Origin of the sequence: Streptomyces sp. L-9-10, from assembly GCF_004151105.1 — a bacterium.
Taxonomy (GTDB): Bacteria; Actinomycetota; Actinomycetes; order Streptomycetales; family Streptomycetaceae; genus Streptomyces.
The window spans coordinates 257,465-276,486 of sequence record NZ_PHRF01000090.1; the positions used below are offsets into that span (position 1 = coordinate 257,465).

Consider the following 19,022-nt stretch of genomic DNA (forward strand, 5'->3'; position numbering starts at 1 on the left):
CCAGTGCGTGGACAAGTGCTCAGTCAGTCATTTCCTGGAGGCGCCGAGAGGCGGGTAAATTTCGGAAGTTCGCGCGGTAAATTTCGAGAGTCCACGCGCTCGGACACGCCTCTGCGTGTCCTTGACGGGCATTCTTGGCCTGGCGCGCTACCGTCAACGCAGCCGGCCGTGCGCTGGTTGACAATTTCCGAAGCGCTGGCTTGAATTGCGCCCGTTATGGCGGCGGCGTCGCCAAGAAAAGCGTTTCGATTCTGGTGGACGACTGACGAGAGCAGAGGCTGCCATGTGCGAATCAGCACGAGTGGACACCGGCACTGTCGCCGTCATCGGGGCCGCGCCCGCGGTACCGGTGCGGGCGGAGCGCAATCCCGGCGCGCTGACCGAACTGGCCGGTATGCCGCTTCCCGCGGACCGAACGGCCGAACTGGAGTCCGCGTGGACGGCCTGTGAAGACGCGGGCGTCGGAGCCGACGACCCGTCAGGCGTCGGTGTCTATCTCGCCGCCGGCGGAGCGGGCGCGGACGACGCCGACGGGCTGGCGCGCGTGCTCGGCTTCCACGGCCCGAGCCGGACCGGGCACGACCCGGTCGCCGAGGCCGTCGCCGCGGTGCGGTCCGGTGAGTGTGACCTGGCCCTGGTCGGCGCGGACGGGGCCTTCGCCGTGCTCACGCGTGCGGACGGTGCGCGGACCGAGACCTTCGCCTACCGAATAACCACTGACGACGAGTGGCCGGACGACGTCCCCGCCCTGGTCGAGGCCGCGTTGCGCGCGGGCCGTCCCGAACCCGGCCGCGCCGCGCCGGACGGGCCCGCCGTCCCGGTCACGCTGTCGGCGCACAACCAGGACGCGCTGCGCGCGCGGGCCGCCGACCTGCACGCTCTTCTCGGCGCCGAGCCGGCCCTCCCGCTCGTCGACCTCGCCTTATCCCTCGGCTCATCCCTCACCACGACCCGTCCCGCGTTCGCTGAGCGCGCCGTGTTCGTCGGCGGGGACCGCGCGCGGCTCGCCGACGAGCTGCTCGCCGTCAGCGAGGGCCGGCCGGTGCCGGGGCTCGCGACCGGAGGTCCCGCGCGAGCCGCGGCGAACGGTGTCGCCTTCGTGTTCCCGGGGCACGGGCCGCAGTGGCTGGGCATGGCCGACGAATTACTCGAAGCTTCGCCGGTGTTCGCCGAGCAGCTGCACGCCTGTGTGGAAGCCCTCACACCGTTCGTGGACTGGCCCGTGATGGACGTGTTGCGCGGCAGGACGGACACACCGTCGCTCGACCGGCCGGATGTGGGCCAGCCCGCGCTCTGGGTGATGATGGTCTCCCTGGCCGCGCTGTGGCGGTCCTGGGGCGTGGAGCCCGGCGCTGTGATCGGTTCCAGCGTCGGCGAGATACCCGCCGCCACGGTCGCGGGCGCGCTGTCCGTCGAGGACGGCGCACGGGCCGTGGCCCTGTTCAGCCAGGCGCAGGTGCACCTGCTCGAACGCGGTGTGATGGTCTCCGTGCTGGCGTCCGCCGACGAGGTACGCGAGCGGCTGACCCGCTACGAGGGGCTCGACCTCGCCGCCGTACACGCCCCCGGCTCCGTCCTGGTCTCCGGGACCGAGGACGCGGCCACCGACCTGATGGCCGAACTGGCCGCCGACGGCATCAGGGCCAGGAGCATCGCGATCCGCCTCGCGGCGCACGGCCGCCAGGTCGACTCCGTGCTCGACGCCATGCACGACGGCCTCGCCCCGATCACACCACGCCCGACGGATGTGCCCATCTACGTGGCCACGACGGGCACAAGGGTCGACCCGCTCACACTCACCGCCGACCACTGGTGCCGCAACCTCCGCAACACCGCGGACTTCGAGAGCGCCACACGCGCCGCGCTCGCCGCCGGGCACCGCCTGCTGCTGGAGTCGAGCCCGCACCCCGTCCTCACCAGGGCCATGCAGGAGACCGCGGAGGACGCCGCCGTCGAGGCCGCCGTCATCGGTACGCTGCGCAAGGACAAGGGCGGCGCCGACCAGATGGTCTCCGCGCTGGCCGAACTCCACGCGCACGGCGTGCTCCCCGACTGGCAGTCGGTGTTCGCGGGCCGGGACGCGCGCGCGGTGCCGCTGCCCGCGTACCCGCTGCACCCGGCGCCCGCGGCAGGCCCCGCCCCGTCGCTGGCCGACCGGCTCGCGGACGCCCCCGACCGCATCGAATTCCTGATCGACCTGGTCCGCGCGCAGGTCGCCGCCGTCGTCGGCGGCGACATCGACTCCTCCGCCTACGCGGACGCCCCGCTGCTGGAGCTGGGCGTCGACTCGGCGGGCGCGGTGGCGCTGCGCAACCTGGTGAACGCGGCCACCGGCCTGAACCTGCCCGTGTCGGCGGTCTTCGACAACCCGACGTGCCGCGGCCTCGCCGAACTCATCAGCCGCGTCCTGCTCGGCGAGCCGGCCGAGGACGACGAACTGGTGGCTCCCGCACAGCTCGGGGACGACGAGCCGATCGCCGTCGTGGCGATGAGCTGCCGCCTGCCCGGCGGCGTGCACAGCCCCGAGGACCTGTGGGAGATGCTGTCCTCGGGCGGCGAGGGCATCACCGCGTTCCCCACCGACCGTGGCTGGGACCTGGACGGGCGCTACGACGAGGACGCCGAGCGGGCGGGCGGGTACTACCAGCGCGAGGCCGGCTTCCTGCCCGACGTCACCCAGTTCGACCCGGAGTTCTTCGGCATCGCGCCGCGCGAGGCGCTGGCGATGGACCCGCAGCAGCGACTGCTGATGGAGATCACCTGGGAGGCGCTGGAGCGGGCGGGCCTCGACCCGAAGGAGCTGCGCGGCAGCCGGGCGGGCGTGTTCGTGGGCGCGATGACGATGGACTACGGGCCCAGGCTGCACGAGGCGCCCGCGGACCTGGAGGGCTACCTCCTCACCGGCAACACCGGAAGCGTCGCGTCCGGCAGGCTCTCCTACACGTTCGGGTTCGGCGGACCCTCCATCTCCGTCGACACGGCGTGCTCGTCGTCGCTGGTCGCCCTGCACCTGGCCGTACAGTCGCTGCGGCGCGGCGAGTGCCCCCTCGCCCTGGCCGGCGGTGTCACGGTCATGCCGTCGCCGGGCATGTTCGTGGAGTTCAGCAGGCAGCGCGCGCTGGCCCCCGACGGGCGGTGCAAGGCGTTCTCGGCGAGCGCGGACGGATTCGGCCTCGCCGAGGGCGCCACGATGGTTCTGCTGGAGCGGCTGTCCGACGCGCGGCGCAACGGGCACCCCGTGCTCGCCCTGATCAAGGGCACCGCGATCAACCAGGACGGCGCGTCCAACGGCCTCACCGCCCCCAGCGGCCCCGCGCAGCGCCGGGTGATCCGGCAGGCGCTCGCCAACGCGGGCGTGCCGGCCGCCGAGGTCGACGCCGTCGAGGCGCACGGCACCGGCACACGGCTGGGCGACCCGATCGAGGCGGACGCGCTCCTCGCCACCTACGGCCGTGAGCACCCGGCCGACCAGCCGCTCCTGCTCGGCTCGTTGAAGTCGAACATCGGCCACACGCAGGCGGCGTCCGGCGTCGCCGGCCTCATCAAGATGGTGCTCGCGCTGCGCCACGGCGAGCTTCCCGAGAGCCTGCACATCACCGAACCCACTCCCCACGTGGACTGGTCGTCGGGCGCGGTGTCACTGGTCACCGAGACCACGCCGTGGCCGCAGTCCGCGCACCCCCGGCGGGCCGGTGTGTCCTCGTTCGGCATCAGCGGCACCAACGCCCACGCCGTACTGGAGCAGGCGCCCGACGAGACCCCGGTCGCGCCGCCGTCCACGTCCGAGCCCGTCCCGATGGTGTTCTCCGCGTCCACGGAGGACGCCCTGCGCGCCCACGCCGCCCAGCTCGCCGCCGCCGCGGAGAGGCTGGCACCGGCCGACATGGCGGACGCCCTGCTGTCCCGGTCCGTCTTCGACCACCGGGCCGTGGTGGTGTCCGGCGGAGCCGACGCGCTGACGGCGGTGGCCCGAGGGGGCGAGTCCGCCCGCATGGCGATCGGCGTCGCACGGCCCCCGGGCAAGGTGGCGTTCGTCTTCCCCGGCCAGGGCTCGCAGTGGCTGGGCATGGGCGCCGCGCTGGCCGAGTCGTCGCCCGTGTTCCGCGACTCGATCGACGCGTGCGCCGAGGCGCTCGCCCCGCACGTGGACTGGTCGCTGTGGGACGTCCTGGCCGACGGCGCGGAACTGGACCGGGTCGACGTCGTGCAGCCCGCGCTGTTCGCCGTGATGGTGTCGCTGGCCGCGCTCTGGCGCTCGTACGGTGTGGAGCCGGACGCGGTGGTGGGGCACAGCCAGGGCGAGATAGCCGCCGCCCACGTCGCGGGCGCGCTGTCGCTGGCCGACGCCGCCAAGATCGTCGCTCTGCGCAGCAGGGCGCTGCCCGCGCTGTCCGGCCAGGGCGGCATGGTATCGCTGGCCGCGACGGTCGACGACGCCCGCGCGCGGATCGCACGGTGGGACGGGCGGATCTCCGTCGCCGCGATCAACGGCCCCGGCTCGGTGGTCGTGGCGGGCGACGCCGACGCACTGGACGAACTGGTCGAGTCCTGCGCCGCCGACGGCGTACGGGCCCGGCGCGTCCCCGTCGACTACGCGTCCCACTCACCGCACGTCGAGCGCATCCGGGACACACTGGCGACCGTGCTGGCCGGGGTGGAACCCATGCCCGCGCGCGTGCCGATGCTGTCCACCGTCACCGGGGAGTGGCTGACCGGGACAGAGGTGGGCGCGGAGTACTGGTACCAGAACCTGCGGGAGACCGTACGGTTCGAGGACGCCACCCGCGGCCTCATCGACCGGGGCGTCGGTGTGTTCGTCGAGTGCAGCCCCCACCCCGTCCTCACCATCGGGGTGCGCGAGACGCTGGACGCGACCGGTGCCGACGCCATCGTGGTCGGCACACTGCGCCGGACCGACGGTGACCTCGACCGGTTCCTGCTCTCCGCCGCCGAGGCGTATGTGGAGGGCCTGCCCTTCGACTGGCGTGCCGTGGTGCCCGCCGGTCGGCAGGTGGACCTGCCGACCTACCCGTTCCAGCGCAGGCGGTTCTGGATCGACGAACCGGCCCGCCCGACGGCGGGCGGCGACCCGGCGCTGGAGGAGTTCTGGTCCTCGGTGGAGCGGGGCGACCTCGCCGAGACGCTGGACGTGCCCGCCGACGCGCCGCTCACCGACGTCCTGCCCAGCCTGGCCGGCTGGCGGCGCCGCAGGCAGGAGAGGTCCGCCGTCGACTCGTGGCGCTACCGGGTCACCTGGCGCCCGCTCGCCGCCCCCGCCTCGCCGGTCCTGACCGGCACCTGGCTCGTGGTCGGCTCGCCGTCCGAGGCGGAGCACCCGTGGCGTGCGGCGGCCGTCGACGCGCTGCGCGCCCACGGCGCCGACGTCCTGGAAGTCGACGGCTCGGTGGAGTCGCTGCGCGCCGCGGGCGTCGTGCCCAGTGGTGTGCTGTCCCTGCTGGCGCTGGACGAGCGGCCCGACCCCGCGTCGCCGGCCGTCCCGAGCGGACTGTCCGGCACACCGGCGCTGGTACGTGCGCTCGGCGAGGCCGGGATCGGAGCCCCGCTGTGGCTGGCCACGACGGGCGCGGTGTCCGTCGGACGGTCCGACCCGCTGACCCACCCGGCGCAGAGCCAGATGTGGGGCCTCGGGCTCGCCGTCGGCCTGGAACACCCGGACCGCTGGGGCGGCATCGTCGACCTCCCCGTGACCCCCGACGCCAGGACCGCGACACGGCTCGCCGCCGTCCTGGCCGGCCAGACGGACGAGGACCAGCTGGCGATCCGCGCCTCCGGTGTGTCCGTACGACGGCTGACCCCGGCCCCCGCACCCGCGGCTCCGGCCCCCTGGCGCGCCCGCGGCACCGTACTGATCACCGGCGGCACCGGCGCCATCGGCGGCCAGGTCGCCCGCTGGCTGGCGGCCAACGGCGCCGAGCACATCGTGCTGACCAGCCGCAGCGGCGCCGACGCCCCCGGCGCCCACGAGCTGGAGGCCGAGCTGACCGCGCTCGGCGTCCGGACCACCGTCGCCGCCTGCGACGCCGCCGACCGCGCCGCGCTGGCCGGCCTGTTCGCCCGGTTCGACGCCGACGGCACACCGATCCGCTCCGTCTTCCACGCGGCGGGCACCGTCCCGTCACTGACCCTGGCCGACACGTACACCCCCGACCTCGCGTACGCCCTGGCGGCGAAGGCCGTCGGCGCCGCCCACCTCGACGAACTGTGCGCCGGGCGCGAGCTGGACGCCTTCGTCCTGTTCTCCTCCGGATCCGCGGTCTGGGGCAGCGGCGAACTGGGCGCGTACGGCGCCGCCAACGCCTTCCTCGACGGCCTCGCGCAGCGCCGCCACGCCGACGGCCTGCCCGCCACCTCCGTCTCCTGGGGCATGTGGGCAGGCGAAGGGATGGCGGCGGGCGACCTCAACGACCAGCTGCGCCGCCGGGGCATGCGCCCGATGCGGCCCGAACTCGCGGTCGGCGCGCTCGCCACCGCCCTCGCGACGGGCGAGACCACTCTGACGGTCGCGGACGTCGACTGGGCCCGCTTCGCCCCCGGCTTCACAGCGGCCCGCGCGCGCCCGCTGATCAGCGACATCCCCGACGTCGTCGCCCTGGCCGAACAGGACACGGCGGAACAGCCGGCCTCCGGCGGGGGACTGGCCGACCGGCTCGCCGGGCTCACCGAGGCCGACCAGCACCGGCTCCTGCTCGACCTGGTCCGCGGCCACGCGGCGGCGGTGCTCGGCCACGACGGCCCCGACGCCGTCACACCGGACCGGGCCTTCCGCGAGCTGGGCTTCGACTCCCTCACCGCCATCGAGGTCCGCAAGCGCCTCAACACCGCCACCGGCGTACGGCTGGCCACGACCGTCGTGTTCGACCACCCGACGCCGGACGCCCTCGCCCGCCACCTGCACACCGTGGTGCTCGGCGAGCGGGAGACCGCCGCGCCGGCCGGCCGGACCGCGACCCGCGACGCCGACGAGCCGATCGCGGTGGTGGCGATGAGCTGCCGCTACCCCGGCGGCGTACGCGGACCCGAGAACCTCTGGTCCCTCGTCCTGGCCGGACACGACGCCATCGGTCCCTTCCCGGACGACCGGGGCTGGGACACCGACCGGCTGTACCCGGCCGACGCGGAGGCCCAGGGCCACAGCCGCACCCTGGAGGGCGCCTTCGTCGACGACGCGGGCGGCTTCGACGCGGGCTTCTTCGGTATCGCCCCGCGCGAGGCGCTGGCGATGGACCCCCAGCAGCGGCAGGTACTCGAACTCGCCTGGGAGGCCTTCGAGCGGGCGGGCATCGACCCGTCCTCGGTACGCGACAGCCTCACCGGCGTGTTCATCGGCGCCTCGCCGCAGGGCTACGCCGGCACCCTGGAACAGGCGACGCCCGAGATGGACGGCTACCGGCTGACCGGCGACGCGCTGAGCGTCATGTCGGGCCGGATCGCCTACTCGCTGGGCCTGCGCGGGCCCGCCGTCACCGTGGACACCGCGTGCTCGTCCTCGCTGGTCGCCCTGCACCTCGCGATGCAGGCGCTGCGGTCGGGGGAGTGCTCGATGGCCCTGGCCGGCGGCACGGCGATCATGGTGACGCCGACGCCCTTCGCCGAGTTCAGCCTCCAGGGCGGCCTGGCCCCCGACGGCCGCTGCAAGCCCTTCGCCGACGCCGCCGACGGCGTCGGCTGGGGAGAGGGCGCGGGCCTGGTCCTGCTGGAACCCCTCTCCGCCGCCCGCGCCAACGGCCACGAGGTACTCGCCGTCGTCCGGGGTTCCGCGATCAACCAGGACGGCGCGTCGAACGGGCTGTCCGCACCGAACGGCCCCGCGCAGCAGCGGGTCATCCGGGCGGCGCTCGCCAACGCCGGGCTGACCGCCTCGGACGTGGACGCCGTCGAGGGCCACGGCACGGGCACCCGGCTCGGTGACCCCATCGAGGCGCAGGCACTGCTCGCCACCTACGGCCAGAACCGCCCCGCCGACCGGCCGCTGCTGCTCGGCGCGCTCAAGTCGAACATCGGCCACACCCAGGCCGCGTCGGGCATCGCGGGCATCATCAAGATGGTGCAGGCGCTGCGGCACGGCGTGCTGCCGCGCACCCTGCACCTCGACCGCCCGTCCCAGCACGTGGACTGGACGACCGGCGCCGTGGAACTGCTGGCCGACGAGCGTCCGTGGCCGGAGACCGGCAGGCCGAGGAGGGCCGCCGTCTCCGCGTTCGGCGTCAGCGGCACCAACGGCCACGTCATCCTCGAACAGGCCGAGCCCGTCACCCCCGCCCGCGCGTACGAGCCCGACGGCCGCACCCTGGCGTGGGCGCTGTCCGCCCGCGACACCTCGGCGCTGCGCGAGCAGGCCGTCCGCCTGGCGTCCGCCATGGACGAGCGGCCCGAGCTGTCGCCCGTGGACATCGCCGTGACGCTCGCGGCCGGGCGGGCCGCACTCGACCACCGCGCGGTCGTACTCGGCACCGACACCCCCGGACTGCGCGCCGGACTCGACGCGCTGGCCCGGGGCACGGACGACCCCGCCGTGGTACGGGGCACCCCCGACGGCGGCAGGCTCGCCGTACTGTTCTCCGGCCAGGGCTCCCAGCGCATCGGCATGGGCCGGGAACTGTACGAGACGCACGCCGTGTTCGCCGACGCGCTCGACGAGGCGTTCGCCCACCTCGACCCGCTGCTGGCCGTGCCGCTGCGCGACGTGGTCTTCGGCGACGACCAGGCCGTACTGGACCGCACCGAGTACGCCCAGCCCGCGCTGTTCGCCGTCGAGGTCGCGCTGTACCGGCTCTGGGAGTCCTGGGGAATGCGGCCCGACGCGCTCGCGGGCCACTCGATCGGCGAACTGGCCGCCGCGCACGTGGCGGGCGTGTTCTCGCTGGCCGACGCGTGCGCGATAGTCGCCGCGCGCGGCGCGCTCATGCAGGCACTGCCCGCCGGCGGCGTCATGGTCGCGGTGCAGGCCACCGAGGACGAGATCGCGCCGGAGTGCTCCGAGGACGTCGGTATCGCCGCCATCAACGGCCCGAACTCGCTCGTCCTGTCCGGCAGCGAACTGGAAGTGCTCGAACTCACCGACCGCCTCAAGGCGCAGGGCCGCAAGGTGACCCGACTGCGGGTCAGCCACGCGTTCCACTCGCCGCTGATGGAACCGATGCTGGCGGAGTTCCGCCGCGTCGTGGCGGGCGTGACCGCCAACCCGCCCGCGTTGCCGATCGTGTCCACACTGACCGGCGCGCCGGTCGACGCCGAGGAACTGGCCTCGCCGGACTACTGGGCACGGCACGTACGCCGGCCCGTGCGGTTCGCCGACGCTGTCACGGCCCTCGTCGCGCAGGGCGTGACCACGATGGTGGAGGTCGGGCCCGGCAGTGTGCTCACCGCGATGGGCCAGGACAGCGCCCCCGACGCCGTGTTCGTACCGACGCTTCGCACCGACCGGTCCGAAGCGGACACGCTGACCCTCGCCGCCGCGCGGCTCCACGTCCGGGGCGCGCGGCTGGACCTGGCCGCCGCGCTCGGCGACCGCGGCAGCCGCGTCGACCTGCCCACGTACGCCTTCCAGCACGACAGGTACTGGCTGACCGCGGCCGTCGCCCCCGCGGGCGACGGGGCGACGGCGGCCCTCGGGGTCGCCGCCGGCGACCACCCGCTGCTCCGCGCCGCCGTCGCGCTGCCCGACTCCGACGGCGTCGTCTTCACCGGCAGGCTGTCCACCCGGACCCAGCCGTGGCTCGCCGACCACGGTGTCGGCGACCGGGTGCTGTTCCCCGGCACGGGCTTCCTCGACCTCGCCCTGCACGCCGCGGGCCACTGCGGACTCGACGAGGTCGAGGAGCTGACCCTGCAGGCCCCGCTGATCCTGCCCGAGCGCGGCGGCGTCGCCCTGCGGGTCGCGGTCGGCGCGGAGACCGACAACAGGCGGAACATCCGGGTGCACTCGCGCCCCGAGGATGCCGACCGGGACGCGCCATGGACCGAGCACGCCACCGGCACACTCACGGCGGGCGACGCACAGCCGACCGAACTGGCCGCCTGGCCGCCGCAGGACGCGACCCCGATGGACGTCGACGACGTCTACCACCGCCTCACCGAACTCGGCTACGACTACGGGCCCGTGTTCCGCGCGCTGCGCGCCGCCTGGCGCCTCGGCAGCGATGTCTACGTCGAAGTGGCCCTGGACGACGCGACCGGCGGTGAGGGCTTCAGCCTGCACCCCGCCCTGCTCGACGCCGCGCTGCACGCACCCGTGCTGCGCGCACTGGACGAGACCGGCGGCGGCCCCCGGCTGCCCTTCAGCTTCACGGGCGTACGGCTGCACGCCGTCGGCGCGTCGACGCTGCGGGTGCGCTGGACGCCCACGGGTCAGGACGAGATGGCGCTGGCCGTCGCGGACCAGACCGGCAGGCCCTTGGCCACCGTCGAGTCGCTGGTGATGCGGCCGGCGGAGCTCAGGAGGGTCGCCTCCGGCACCACCGACGCTCTCTTCGCCCTGGAGTGGACGCCCGTCGAAGGGACCGGGGACAGCCCGGCCGTGCTCGCCGTGCTCGGCGCGGACGCGGACGGCCTCGGCCTCGACGCGCCGGCCGTGTCCGGCTTCGGCGCCCTCGACGGTGTGACCGACCTGCTCGCCCCCTGCCCCCGGCCGTCCGGCGGGGACGACGGCAAGGCGGCGCGGGAAGCGGTGTCCTGGGCACTGACACGGGCCCAGGACTGGCTCGCCGACGAGCGGACCGCGCACACCCGCCTGGTGTTCGTGACCCGCGGCGCCGTCGACACCGACGCGCCCGACCCGGCGCACGCCGCCGTGTGGGGGCTCATACGGTCGGCGATGACCGAGAACCCCGGCAGGTTCGCGCTCCTCGACCTCGACGACGCCGAGGAATCCGCCCTCGCCGTACCCACAGGACTGGCCTCCGGCGAGCCCCAACTCGCCATACGGGCCGGACTGGTGACGGCGCCCAGGCTCGTCCGGGCCACCACCGGCACTCCGCTCACCCCGCCCGGCGACGGCCCATGGCCGGCGGACCCGGACCGCCCCGTCCTGGTGACCGGCGGCCTCGGCACACTCGGCGCACTCGTGGCACGCCACCTGGTCGCCGACCGGGGCGTCCGCAACCTCGTACTGGCAGGGCGCAACGGGCCGGCGACCGAGGGCGCGCGGGAACTGCGCGACGAACTGGTCGCGCTGGGCGCCGAGGTGTCCGTGGCGGCCTGCGACGTGGCCGACCGCGACGCGGTGGCGGCTCTGCTCGCCTCGCTGGACCGGCCGCTCGGCGCGGTCGTCCACGCGGCGGGCATCGTCGACGACGGCGTGCTGGAGTCGCTGACACCCGAACGCGTCGACCGCGTATTCGGCCCGAAGGTCGACGGCCTGCTGCACCTGGACGAGCTGACCAGGGGCACCGACCTGTCCGCGTTCGTCGTGTTCTCCTCGGCGGCCGGCATCCTCGGCAGCGCGGGCCAGGCGAGCTACGCCGCCGCGAACGCGGCGCTCGACGCGGTCGTACGACGCCGCCACACGCTCGGCCTGCCCGGCGTCTCCCTGGCCTGGGGCATGTGGGCCGCCGCGAGCGGCATGACGGCGGGGCTCGACACGGGCGACCGGGCCCGGCTAGGCCGCTCCGGCATCCTCGAACTGCCCACCGAGCAAGGGCTCGCGCTGTTCGACGCCGCGGCCCAGGACGGCCGCGCCACGCTCGTACCCGTCCTGCTGGACACCGCGGCGCTGCGCGGACAGGCGGCGGACGGCACACTGCCCCGGATACTGCGAGGCCTGGTCCGCGCCCCCGCCCGCCGCGTCACGACGACGGCCCCCGTCGCCACCACGACATTCGCCGACACCATCGCGGGCCAGTCCGCCGCGGACCGCGAACAGACGGTGCTCGACCTGGTCTGCGCACAGGTCGCCGCGACGCTCGGCCACTCGGGCGACGCCCACGTCGATCCCGGCCGCGCGCTGCGGGACCTCGGGTTCGACTCGCTGACCTCGGTGGAACTGCGCAACCGGCTCACCGCGGTCACCGGGCTGCGGCTGCCCTCGACGCTCGTCTTCGACCACCCGTCGGCCGCCGCGATCACCCGGCACGTGCTCACGCTGCTCCCGCGCAACGAGCCCGATCCGGAGACCGGCGTGCTCGACCAGCTCGACCGGCTGGAGAGCGCGCTGCTCGCCCTCACCGACGACGGCGCCGCCACCAAGGCGGACCTGCGGCTGCGCGCCCTGCTCGCCAAGTGGAGCGACACACGGACCGGTGACGCGGGCGAGGACCTCGAGTCCGACCTCGACTCGGCCACCGACGACGAACTCTTCGGCTACCTCGACAACGAACTCGAGACCTCGTGACACGGCCGGACCGCGTCGATCTCGCCCCCACCGCTGTAAGGAGCGCACGCCAGATGGAGAACGAGGACAAGCTCCGCGACTACCTCAAGCGGGCCACCACCGACCTGCGCACCACACGCCGACGTCTGCGCGAGGTCGAGGAGCGGGAGAACGAGCCCATCGCGATCATCGGGATGAGCTGCCGCTACCCCGGTGGTGTCGAGTCGCCGGAGGACCTGTGGCGGCTGCTGGCCGACGGCGGGGACGCCGTCGTGGAGTTCCCGGCCGACCGCGGCTGGGACACCGACGCGCTGCACAACCCCGACCCGGATCACGTCGGCACGTCGATCACCCGGCACGGCGGATTCCTCCAGGACGCCACGGGCTTCGACCCGGCGTTCTTCGGGATCTCACCGCGTGAGGCGCTGGCGACGGACCCGCAGCAGCGGCTCCTGCTGGAGACCTCCTGGGAGGCCTTCGAGCGCGCGGGCATCGACCCGGTACAGGCCAGGGACACCAGGACCGGCGTGTTCGCGGGCGTCATGTACAACGACTACGCGACGCGGATGTCGCAGGCGCCCGAGGGATTCGAGGGCTTCCTCGCCAACGGCAGCGCCGGCAGTATCGCGTCCGGCCGGATCGCCTACACGCTCGGCCTCGTCGGGCCCGCGGTGACGGTGGACACGGCATGCTCGTCGTCGCTCGTGGCGCTGCACCTCGCGATGGTCGCGCTGCGCCGCGAGGAGTGCTCGCTGGCGCTCGCGGGCGGCGCCACGTTCATGTCCACGCCGCGCACATTCGTCGAGTACAGCAGGCAGCGCGCGCTGTCCGTGGACGGCCGCTGCAAGGCGTTCTCGGACAGCGCCGACGGCACCGGCTGGGGCGAGGGCGTCGGGATGCTGCTCGTGGAGCGGCTGTCCGACGCCCGCCGCAACGGCCACCAGGTGCTGGCGGTCGTACGCGGTTCCGCGGTGAACCAGGACGGCGCGTCCAACGGCCTGACCGCGCCGAACGGACCGTCCCAGCAGGCGGTGATCCGTCAGGCGCTGGCGAGCGCGCGGCTCACCCCGGCGCAGGTGGACGCGGTCGAGGCACACGGCACCGGCACCACGCTCGGCGACCCGATCGAGGCGCAGGCCCTCATCGCGACCTACGGAGCCGAGCGGGCCGACGACCGGCCGCTCTGGCTGGGGTCCCTGAAGTCGAACATCGGCCATGCCCAGGCGGCGGCCGGGGTCGGCGGCATCATCAAGATGGTCATGGCGATGCGGCACGGTGTGCTGCCCAAGACCCTGCACGTCGGCGAGCCGAGCAGCCATGTCGACTGGTCGGTGGGCACCGTGGCGCTGCTGACCGAGGGGCAGCCGTGGCCGGAGACCGGCGAACCGCGCCGCGCCGGTGTGTCCTCGTTCGGCGTCAGCGGGACGAACGCCCACGTCATCCTGGAGGAGCCGTCCGCCGCCGATGAGCAGTCCACCGCGGATATCGAGCCGCGGGTCACCGCTGTCGCGCCGTGGGTGCTGTCCGCCCGTACCGCCGACGGGCTGCGCGCGCAGGCGGACCGTCTCCTGTCCGCCGTGGTGGCTTCCGCCGACTTCGACCCGGTGGGGGTCGGCTTCTCGCTGGCCACGACACGGAGCGTGTTCGAGCACCGCGCCGTACTGCTGGCCGAGGACCGGGCCACCACCACCGAACGGCTCGCCGCTCTCGCCGAGGGGCGTGGCGGTCCCGGTGTCGCGGTGGGCGAGGCGACGCCGCATCGGCTGGGTTTCCTGTTCTCGGGTCAGGGCTCGCAGCGGCTGGGCATGGGTCGTGAACTGTCCGAGCGTTTCCCGGTGTTCGCGGAAGCGCTGGACGCGGTGCTGGGTGAGTTCGGCCCCGAGGTCCGCGAGGTGCTGTTCGGTGAGGATGCCGATGCGCTGAACGAGACGGGGGTGACGCAGCCGGCGCTGTTCGCGGTCGAGGTGGCGTTGTTCCGTCTGCTGGAGTCGTGGGGTGTCCGGCCGGATGTGCTGGCGGGTCATTCGATCGGTGAGCTGGCCGCCGCGCACGTGGCGGGCGTGTGGTCGCTGGCGGACGCGGTGAAGGTGGTGTCGGCGCGTGGTGCGCTGATGCAGGCGCTGCCGTCCGGTGGTGCGATGGTGGCGGTCCAGGCGTCCGAGGCCGAGGTCGCCTCGGACCTGCCGGAGACCGTGGGTATCGCTGCGGTGAACGGCCCGAACTCGGTGGTCGTCTCCGGTGTCGCCGACGATGTGGAGGCGGTCGCGGAGCGGTGGCGTGACGCGGGGCGGAAGGTGACCCGGCTCCGCGTCAGTCACGCGTTCCACTCGCCGCTGATGGACCCGATGCTGGACGAGTTCCGCGCGGTGCTGGAGGGCGTGTCGTACGAGGCGCCCGCGATCCCGATCGTGTCGACGCTGACCGGTACGCGGGCCACCGCGGAGGAGCTTGCCTCGCCGGAGTACTGGGTGCGGCACGTACGCGGGGCCGTACGGTTCCACGACGCGGTCGTGGCGCTGCGCGAGAGGGGCGCCGATGTCTTCCTGGAGATCGGTCCCGGCGGCGTGCTGTCCGGTCTCGGACAGCTCAACGCCCCGGAGGCCGCCTTCGTACCCGCCCTGCGCGGTGACCGGCCCGAGCTCGTCGCGCTGACCGCCGCCGTCGGTCAACTGCACGTGCGCGGCGTCCCGGTGAACCTGGCCGCCTGTTTCGACGACACCGGCGCGCGGCGGGTGGATCTGCCGACGTACGCGTTCCAGCGGGAGCGCTACTGGCTGGAAGCCCCGGCCGCCGATGAGGCCGCCCAGCGGATGTCACCGGTGGAGGCACGGTTCTGGGAGGCCGTGGAGGAGGGCGATCCCGCTGATCTCGCCCGCACGCTCGATGTGTCGCCCGACGATCCGCTGAGCGCCGTGCTGCCCCGGCTCTCCGCCTGGCGCAGGAAGCAGCGGGACCGGTCCGCCGCCGATGACTGGCGGTACCGGGTCGACTGGCTGCCGGTGACCTCCGAGGGCCGGCGGCTGGATGGTGTCTGGCTGGTGGTCGCCCCGGCCGGGGAGCCGCGCGCCGAGTGGGTTCGCGACGCTCTGGTTCGGAACGGTGCGGACGTACAGGTTCTGTACGTGGATCCGGAAGGTGTGGACTGGGCCGGGGAGTTGGCCGGTTTGTCCGCGCTGAGTGGTGTGGTGTCGCTGCTGGCATTGGCGAGTGCGGGCGGGTCGGTTGTGCCCGTGGGTGTGGCGGGCACGATCGGTCTGCTGGGGGCGTTGGGTGGCGCGGATGTGCCGGCGCCGTTGTGGTGTGTGACGTCGGGTGCGGTGTCGGTGGGTGCGGATGACGCCGTCGCCGGGTTCGAGCAGTCGATGCTGTGGGGTCTGGGCCGGGTGGCGGCACTGGAGCACCCCGATCGTTGGGGCGGTCTGGTCGATCTGCCCGACGCGCGGGACGAGGCGACCGGCGACCTCCTTGCCTCCGCCCTCACCGGAACGGCCGGTGAGGACCAGGTCGCCGTACGCGGTGGCGGGATCCTCGGCCGCAGGCTGGTGCCCGCGCCGCTGGGCGACGCTTCCGGGGAGAACTGGGCGCCGCGTGGCACGGTCCTGGTCACCGGCGGTACCGGCGCCCTGGGCGGTCGGGTGGCGCGCTGGCTGGCGGAGCGCGGGGCCGAGCACATCGTGCTCGTGAGCCGGCGCGGCCGGGCCGCCGAGGGAGCCGCGGAACTGGAAGCCGAGCTCGTCGAGTTGGGCGCGGACGTCACGTTCGCCGTCTGTGACGTGGCCGACCGGGAGTCCGTCGCGGCGCTGCTGGAGACCGTCCCGTCGCTCACCGCCGTCTTCCACACGGCGGGCATCGAACGCTCGGCGACTCTCGCCGACCTCGACCCGGACGACCTCACCGACGTCGCCGACGTGCTGGCGGCCAAGGCCGACAGCGCCAGGAATCTGCACGAGCTGCTGGCCGGCACGCCGTTGGACGCGTTCGTGCTGTTCTCGTCCATCGCCGGTGTGTGGGGCAGTGGCGGCCAGGCCGCCTACGGCGCCGCCAACGCCTACCTGGACGCCCTCGCCGACCACCGCAGGGCGGCGGGTCTGCCCGCCACGGCGGTCGCGTGGGGCCCGTGGGGCGGTGGCGGTATGGTCGCGGACTCCGGACAGGCCGCACACCTCCAGCGCAGGGGCCTGACCACGATGGCCCCCGAGGCGGCCCTCGCCGGACTCGGCACGGCCATCGAACACGGTGACGGGAAGGTCACCATCGCCGATGTCGACTGGTCCCGGTTCGCGGGCACCTTCATGGCGCGGCGGCCGAGCCCGCTCCTGCGTGAACTGCCCGAAGTCCGCGCCGCGTTCGACGCCGCTCCGGCGGCGGACGGCGGTACGTCGGCCCTCGCTCAGCGGCTCGCGGGTCTGGACGAGGCCGAGCAGGAGCGGGAGCTCACCGAGCTGGTCCGGTACGAGGCCGCCGCGGTGCTCGGTCATGTGTCCGCCGCCGCGTTCTCCGCGACGCGCGCCTTCAGGGAGCTGGGCTTCGACTCGCTGACTGCGGTGGAGCTGCGCGCCCGGCTCAGCGATGCCACCGGGATCGCCCTGCCCGCGACCGTGGTGTTCGACTACCCGACGGCCGGGGCGCTCGCGGCCTATCTCCGTGTCGAGCTGTCCGGTGTGGTGGCGGCACCCACCGCCTCCGGTCCGGTCGCCGTGCCGGGGGTGACCGACGAGCCGATCGCGATCGTGGCGATGGCGTGCCGGTTCCCCGGCGGCGTCGAGTCGCCTGAGGACCTGTGGGACGTGCTCCTGTCGGGTGCGGACGCGGTGTCGGAGTTCCCGGCCGACCGTGGCTGGGACGTGGAGGCGCTGTACGACCCGGATGGCGCCGGTGTCGGCACGTCGTACACCCGCATGGGCGCCTTCCTCGACCGTGTGGCGGACTTCGACCCGGCGCTCTTCGGGATCTCGCCGCGCGAGGCGCTGGCGATGGATCCGCAGCAGCGGCTGCTGCTGGAGACGTCGTGGGAGGCGTTCGAGCGGGCGGGCATCGACCCGAACTCGTTGCGGGGCAGCCGGTCCGGTGTGTTCGTCGGCACCAACGGCCAGGACTACACGACGTTGATGATGGCCGCGCCGGAGAGCGTCGAGGGCTACTTCGGCACCGGCAGCGCGGCGAGTGTCATCTCCGGCCGGCTGTCGTACACGTTCGGCCTTGAGGGACCCGCGGTGACGGTGGACACGGCGTGCTCGTCGTCGCTGGTGGCGCTGCATCTGGCGGTGCAGGCGCTGCACAAGGGCGAGTGCGAGCTGGCGCTGGCGGGTGGCGTGACGGTGATGTCCACGCCCGCCGCGTTCGTGGAGTTCAGCAAGCAGCGCGGGCTGTCGGTGGACGGCCGGTGCAAGGCGTTCGGGGCGGGCGCGGACGGTACGGGCTGGGGCGAGGGCATCGGGATGCTGGTCGTCGAGCGGCTGTCCGACGCCCAGCGCAACGGCCACCAGGTACTCGCCGTCGTGCGAGGGTCCGCGGTGAACCAGGACGGCGCGTCGAACGGTCTGACGGCTCCGAACGGTCCGTCGCAGCAGCGGGTGATCCGGGCCGCACAGGCGGCAGCGGGCCTCGCTCCGTCCGACGTGGACGCGGTCGAGGCGCACGGCACCGGCACGACGCTGGGCGACCCGATCGAGGCGCAGGCGCTGCTGGCGACCTACGGCCAGGGCAGGCCCGCCGACCGGCCGTTGCTGCTGGGATCGGTGAAGTCGAACATCGGTCACACGCAGGCGGCAGCCGGTGTGGCGGGTGTGATCAAGATGGTCATGGCGATGCGGCACGGTGTGCTGCCGCGCACCCTCCACGCGGACGAGCCGTCGCCGCACGTGGACTGGTCCGCGGGTGCGGTGGAGCTGCTGACGGAGGCCCGGCCGTGGCCGGAGACCGGTCAGCCGTGGCGGGCGGGTGTGTCGTCGTTCGGGTTCAGCGGGACGAACGCGCACACCATCATCGAGCAGGCCCCCGTGGTGGAGCGGGAGGACGCCCCGGAGCCGTTGCCCGCCGGGACGGTCGTCCCGTGGCTGGTGTCGGCCAACAGCCCCGAGGCATTGCGGGAGCAGGCCGCGCGGCTCACAGCGTTTGTCGATGACTCGTCGGATCTGTCCGTGGCCGACGTGGGCCGCACGCTGGTGTTCTCGCGCGCGGCGCTGGAGCACCGCGCGGTGGTTGTCGCGGCGCAGCCCGCCGAGTTCCGGTCCGCTCTGGCCGCTGTCGCCGAAGGACGCGGTGGTCCAGGTGTGGTGGTGGGCGCGGCGGAGCCACACCGGCTGGGTTTCCTGTTCTCGGGCCAGGGTTCGCAGAAGCTCGGGATGGGCCGTGAACTGTCCGCCCGTTTCCCGGTGTTCGCGGAAGCCTTGGACGCGGTGCTGGGTGAGTTCGATCCGCGGGTGCGTGAGGTGCTGTTCGGTGAGGATGCCGACGCGCTGAACGAGACGGGTGTGACCCAGCCGGCGTTGTTCGCGGTCGAGGTGGCGTTGTTCCGTCTGCTGGAGTCGTGGGGTGTGCGGCCGGATGTGCTGGCGGGTCATTCGATCGGTGAGCTGGCCGCCGCGCACGTATCCGGTGTGTGGTCGCTGGCGGATGCGGTGAAGGTGGTGTCGGCGCGTGGTGCGCTGATGCAGGCGCTGCCCGAGGGCGGTGCGATGGTGGCGGTCCAGGC

At 74.0% G+C, this 19,022-nt stretch carries 2 protein-coding genes; both read left to right on the forward strand.

Going from position 1 to position 19,022, the window contains the following annotated elements:
- Positions 1 to 301: 301 nt before the first annotated feature.
- Positions 302 to 12,349 carry a type I polyketide synthase gene (locus CU044_RS40065; protein ID WP_129770304.1) on the forward strand — a complete coding sequence of 4,016 codons (12,048 nt, stop codon included), beginning with the start codon at positions 302 to 304 and terminating at the stop codon, positions 12,347 to 12,349.
- Between the two features lie 53 nt (positions 12,350 to 12,402).
- A partial coding sequence (locus tag CU044_RS21290) for a type I polyketide synthase (protein ID WP_129770305.1) occupies positions 12,403 to 19,022 on the forward strand: 6,620 nt, incomplete at its 3' end.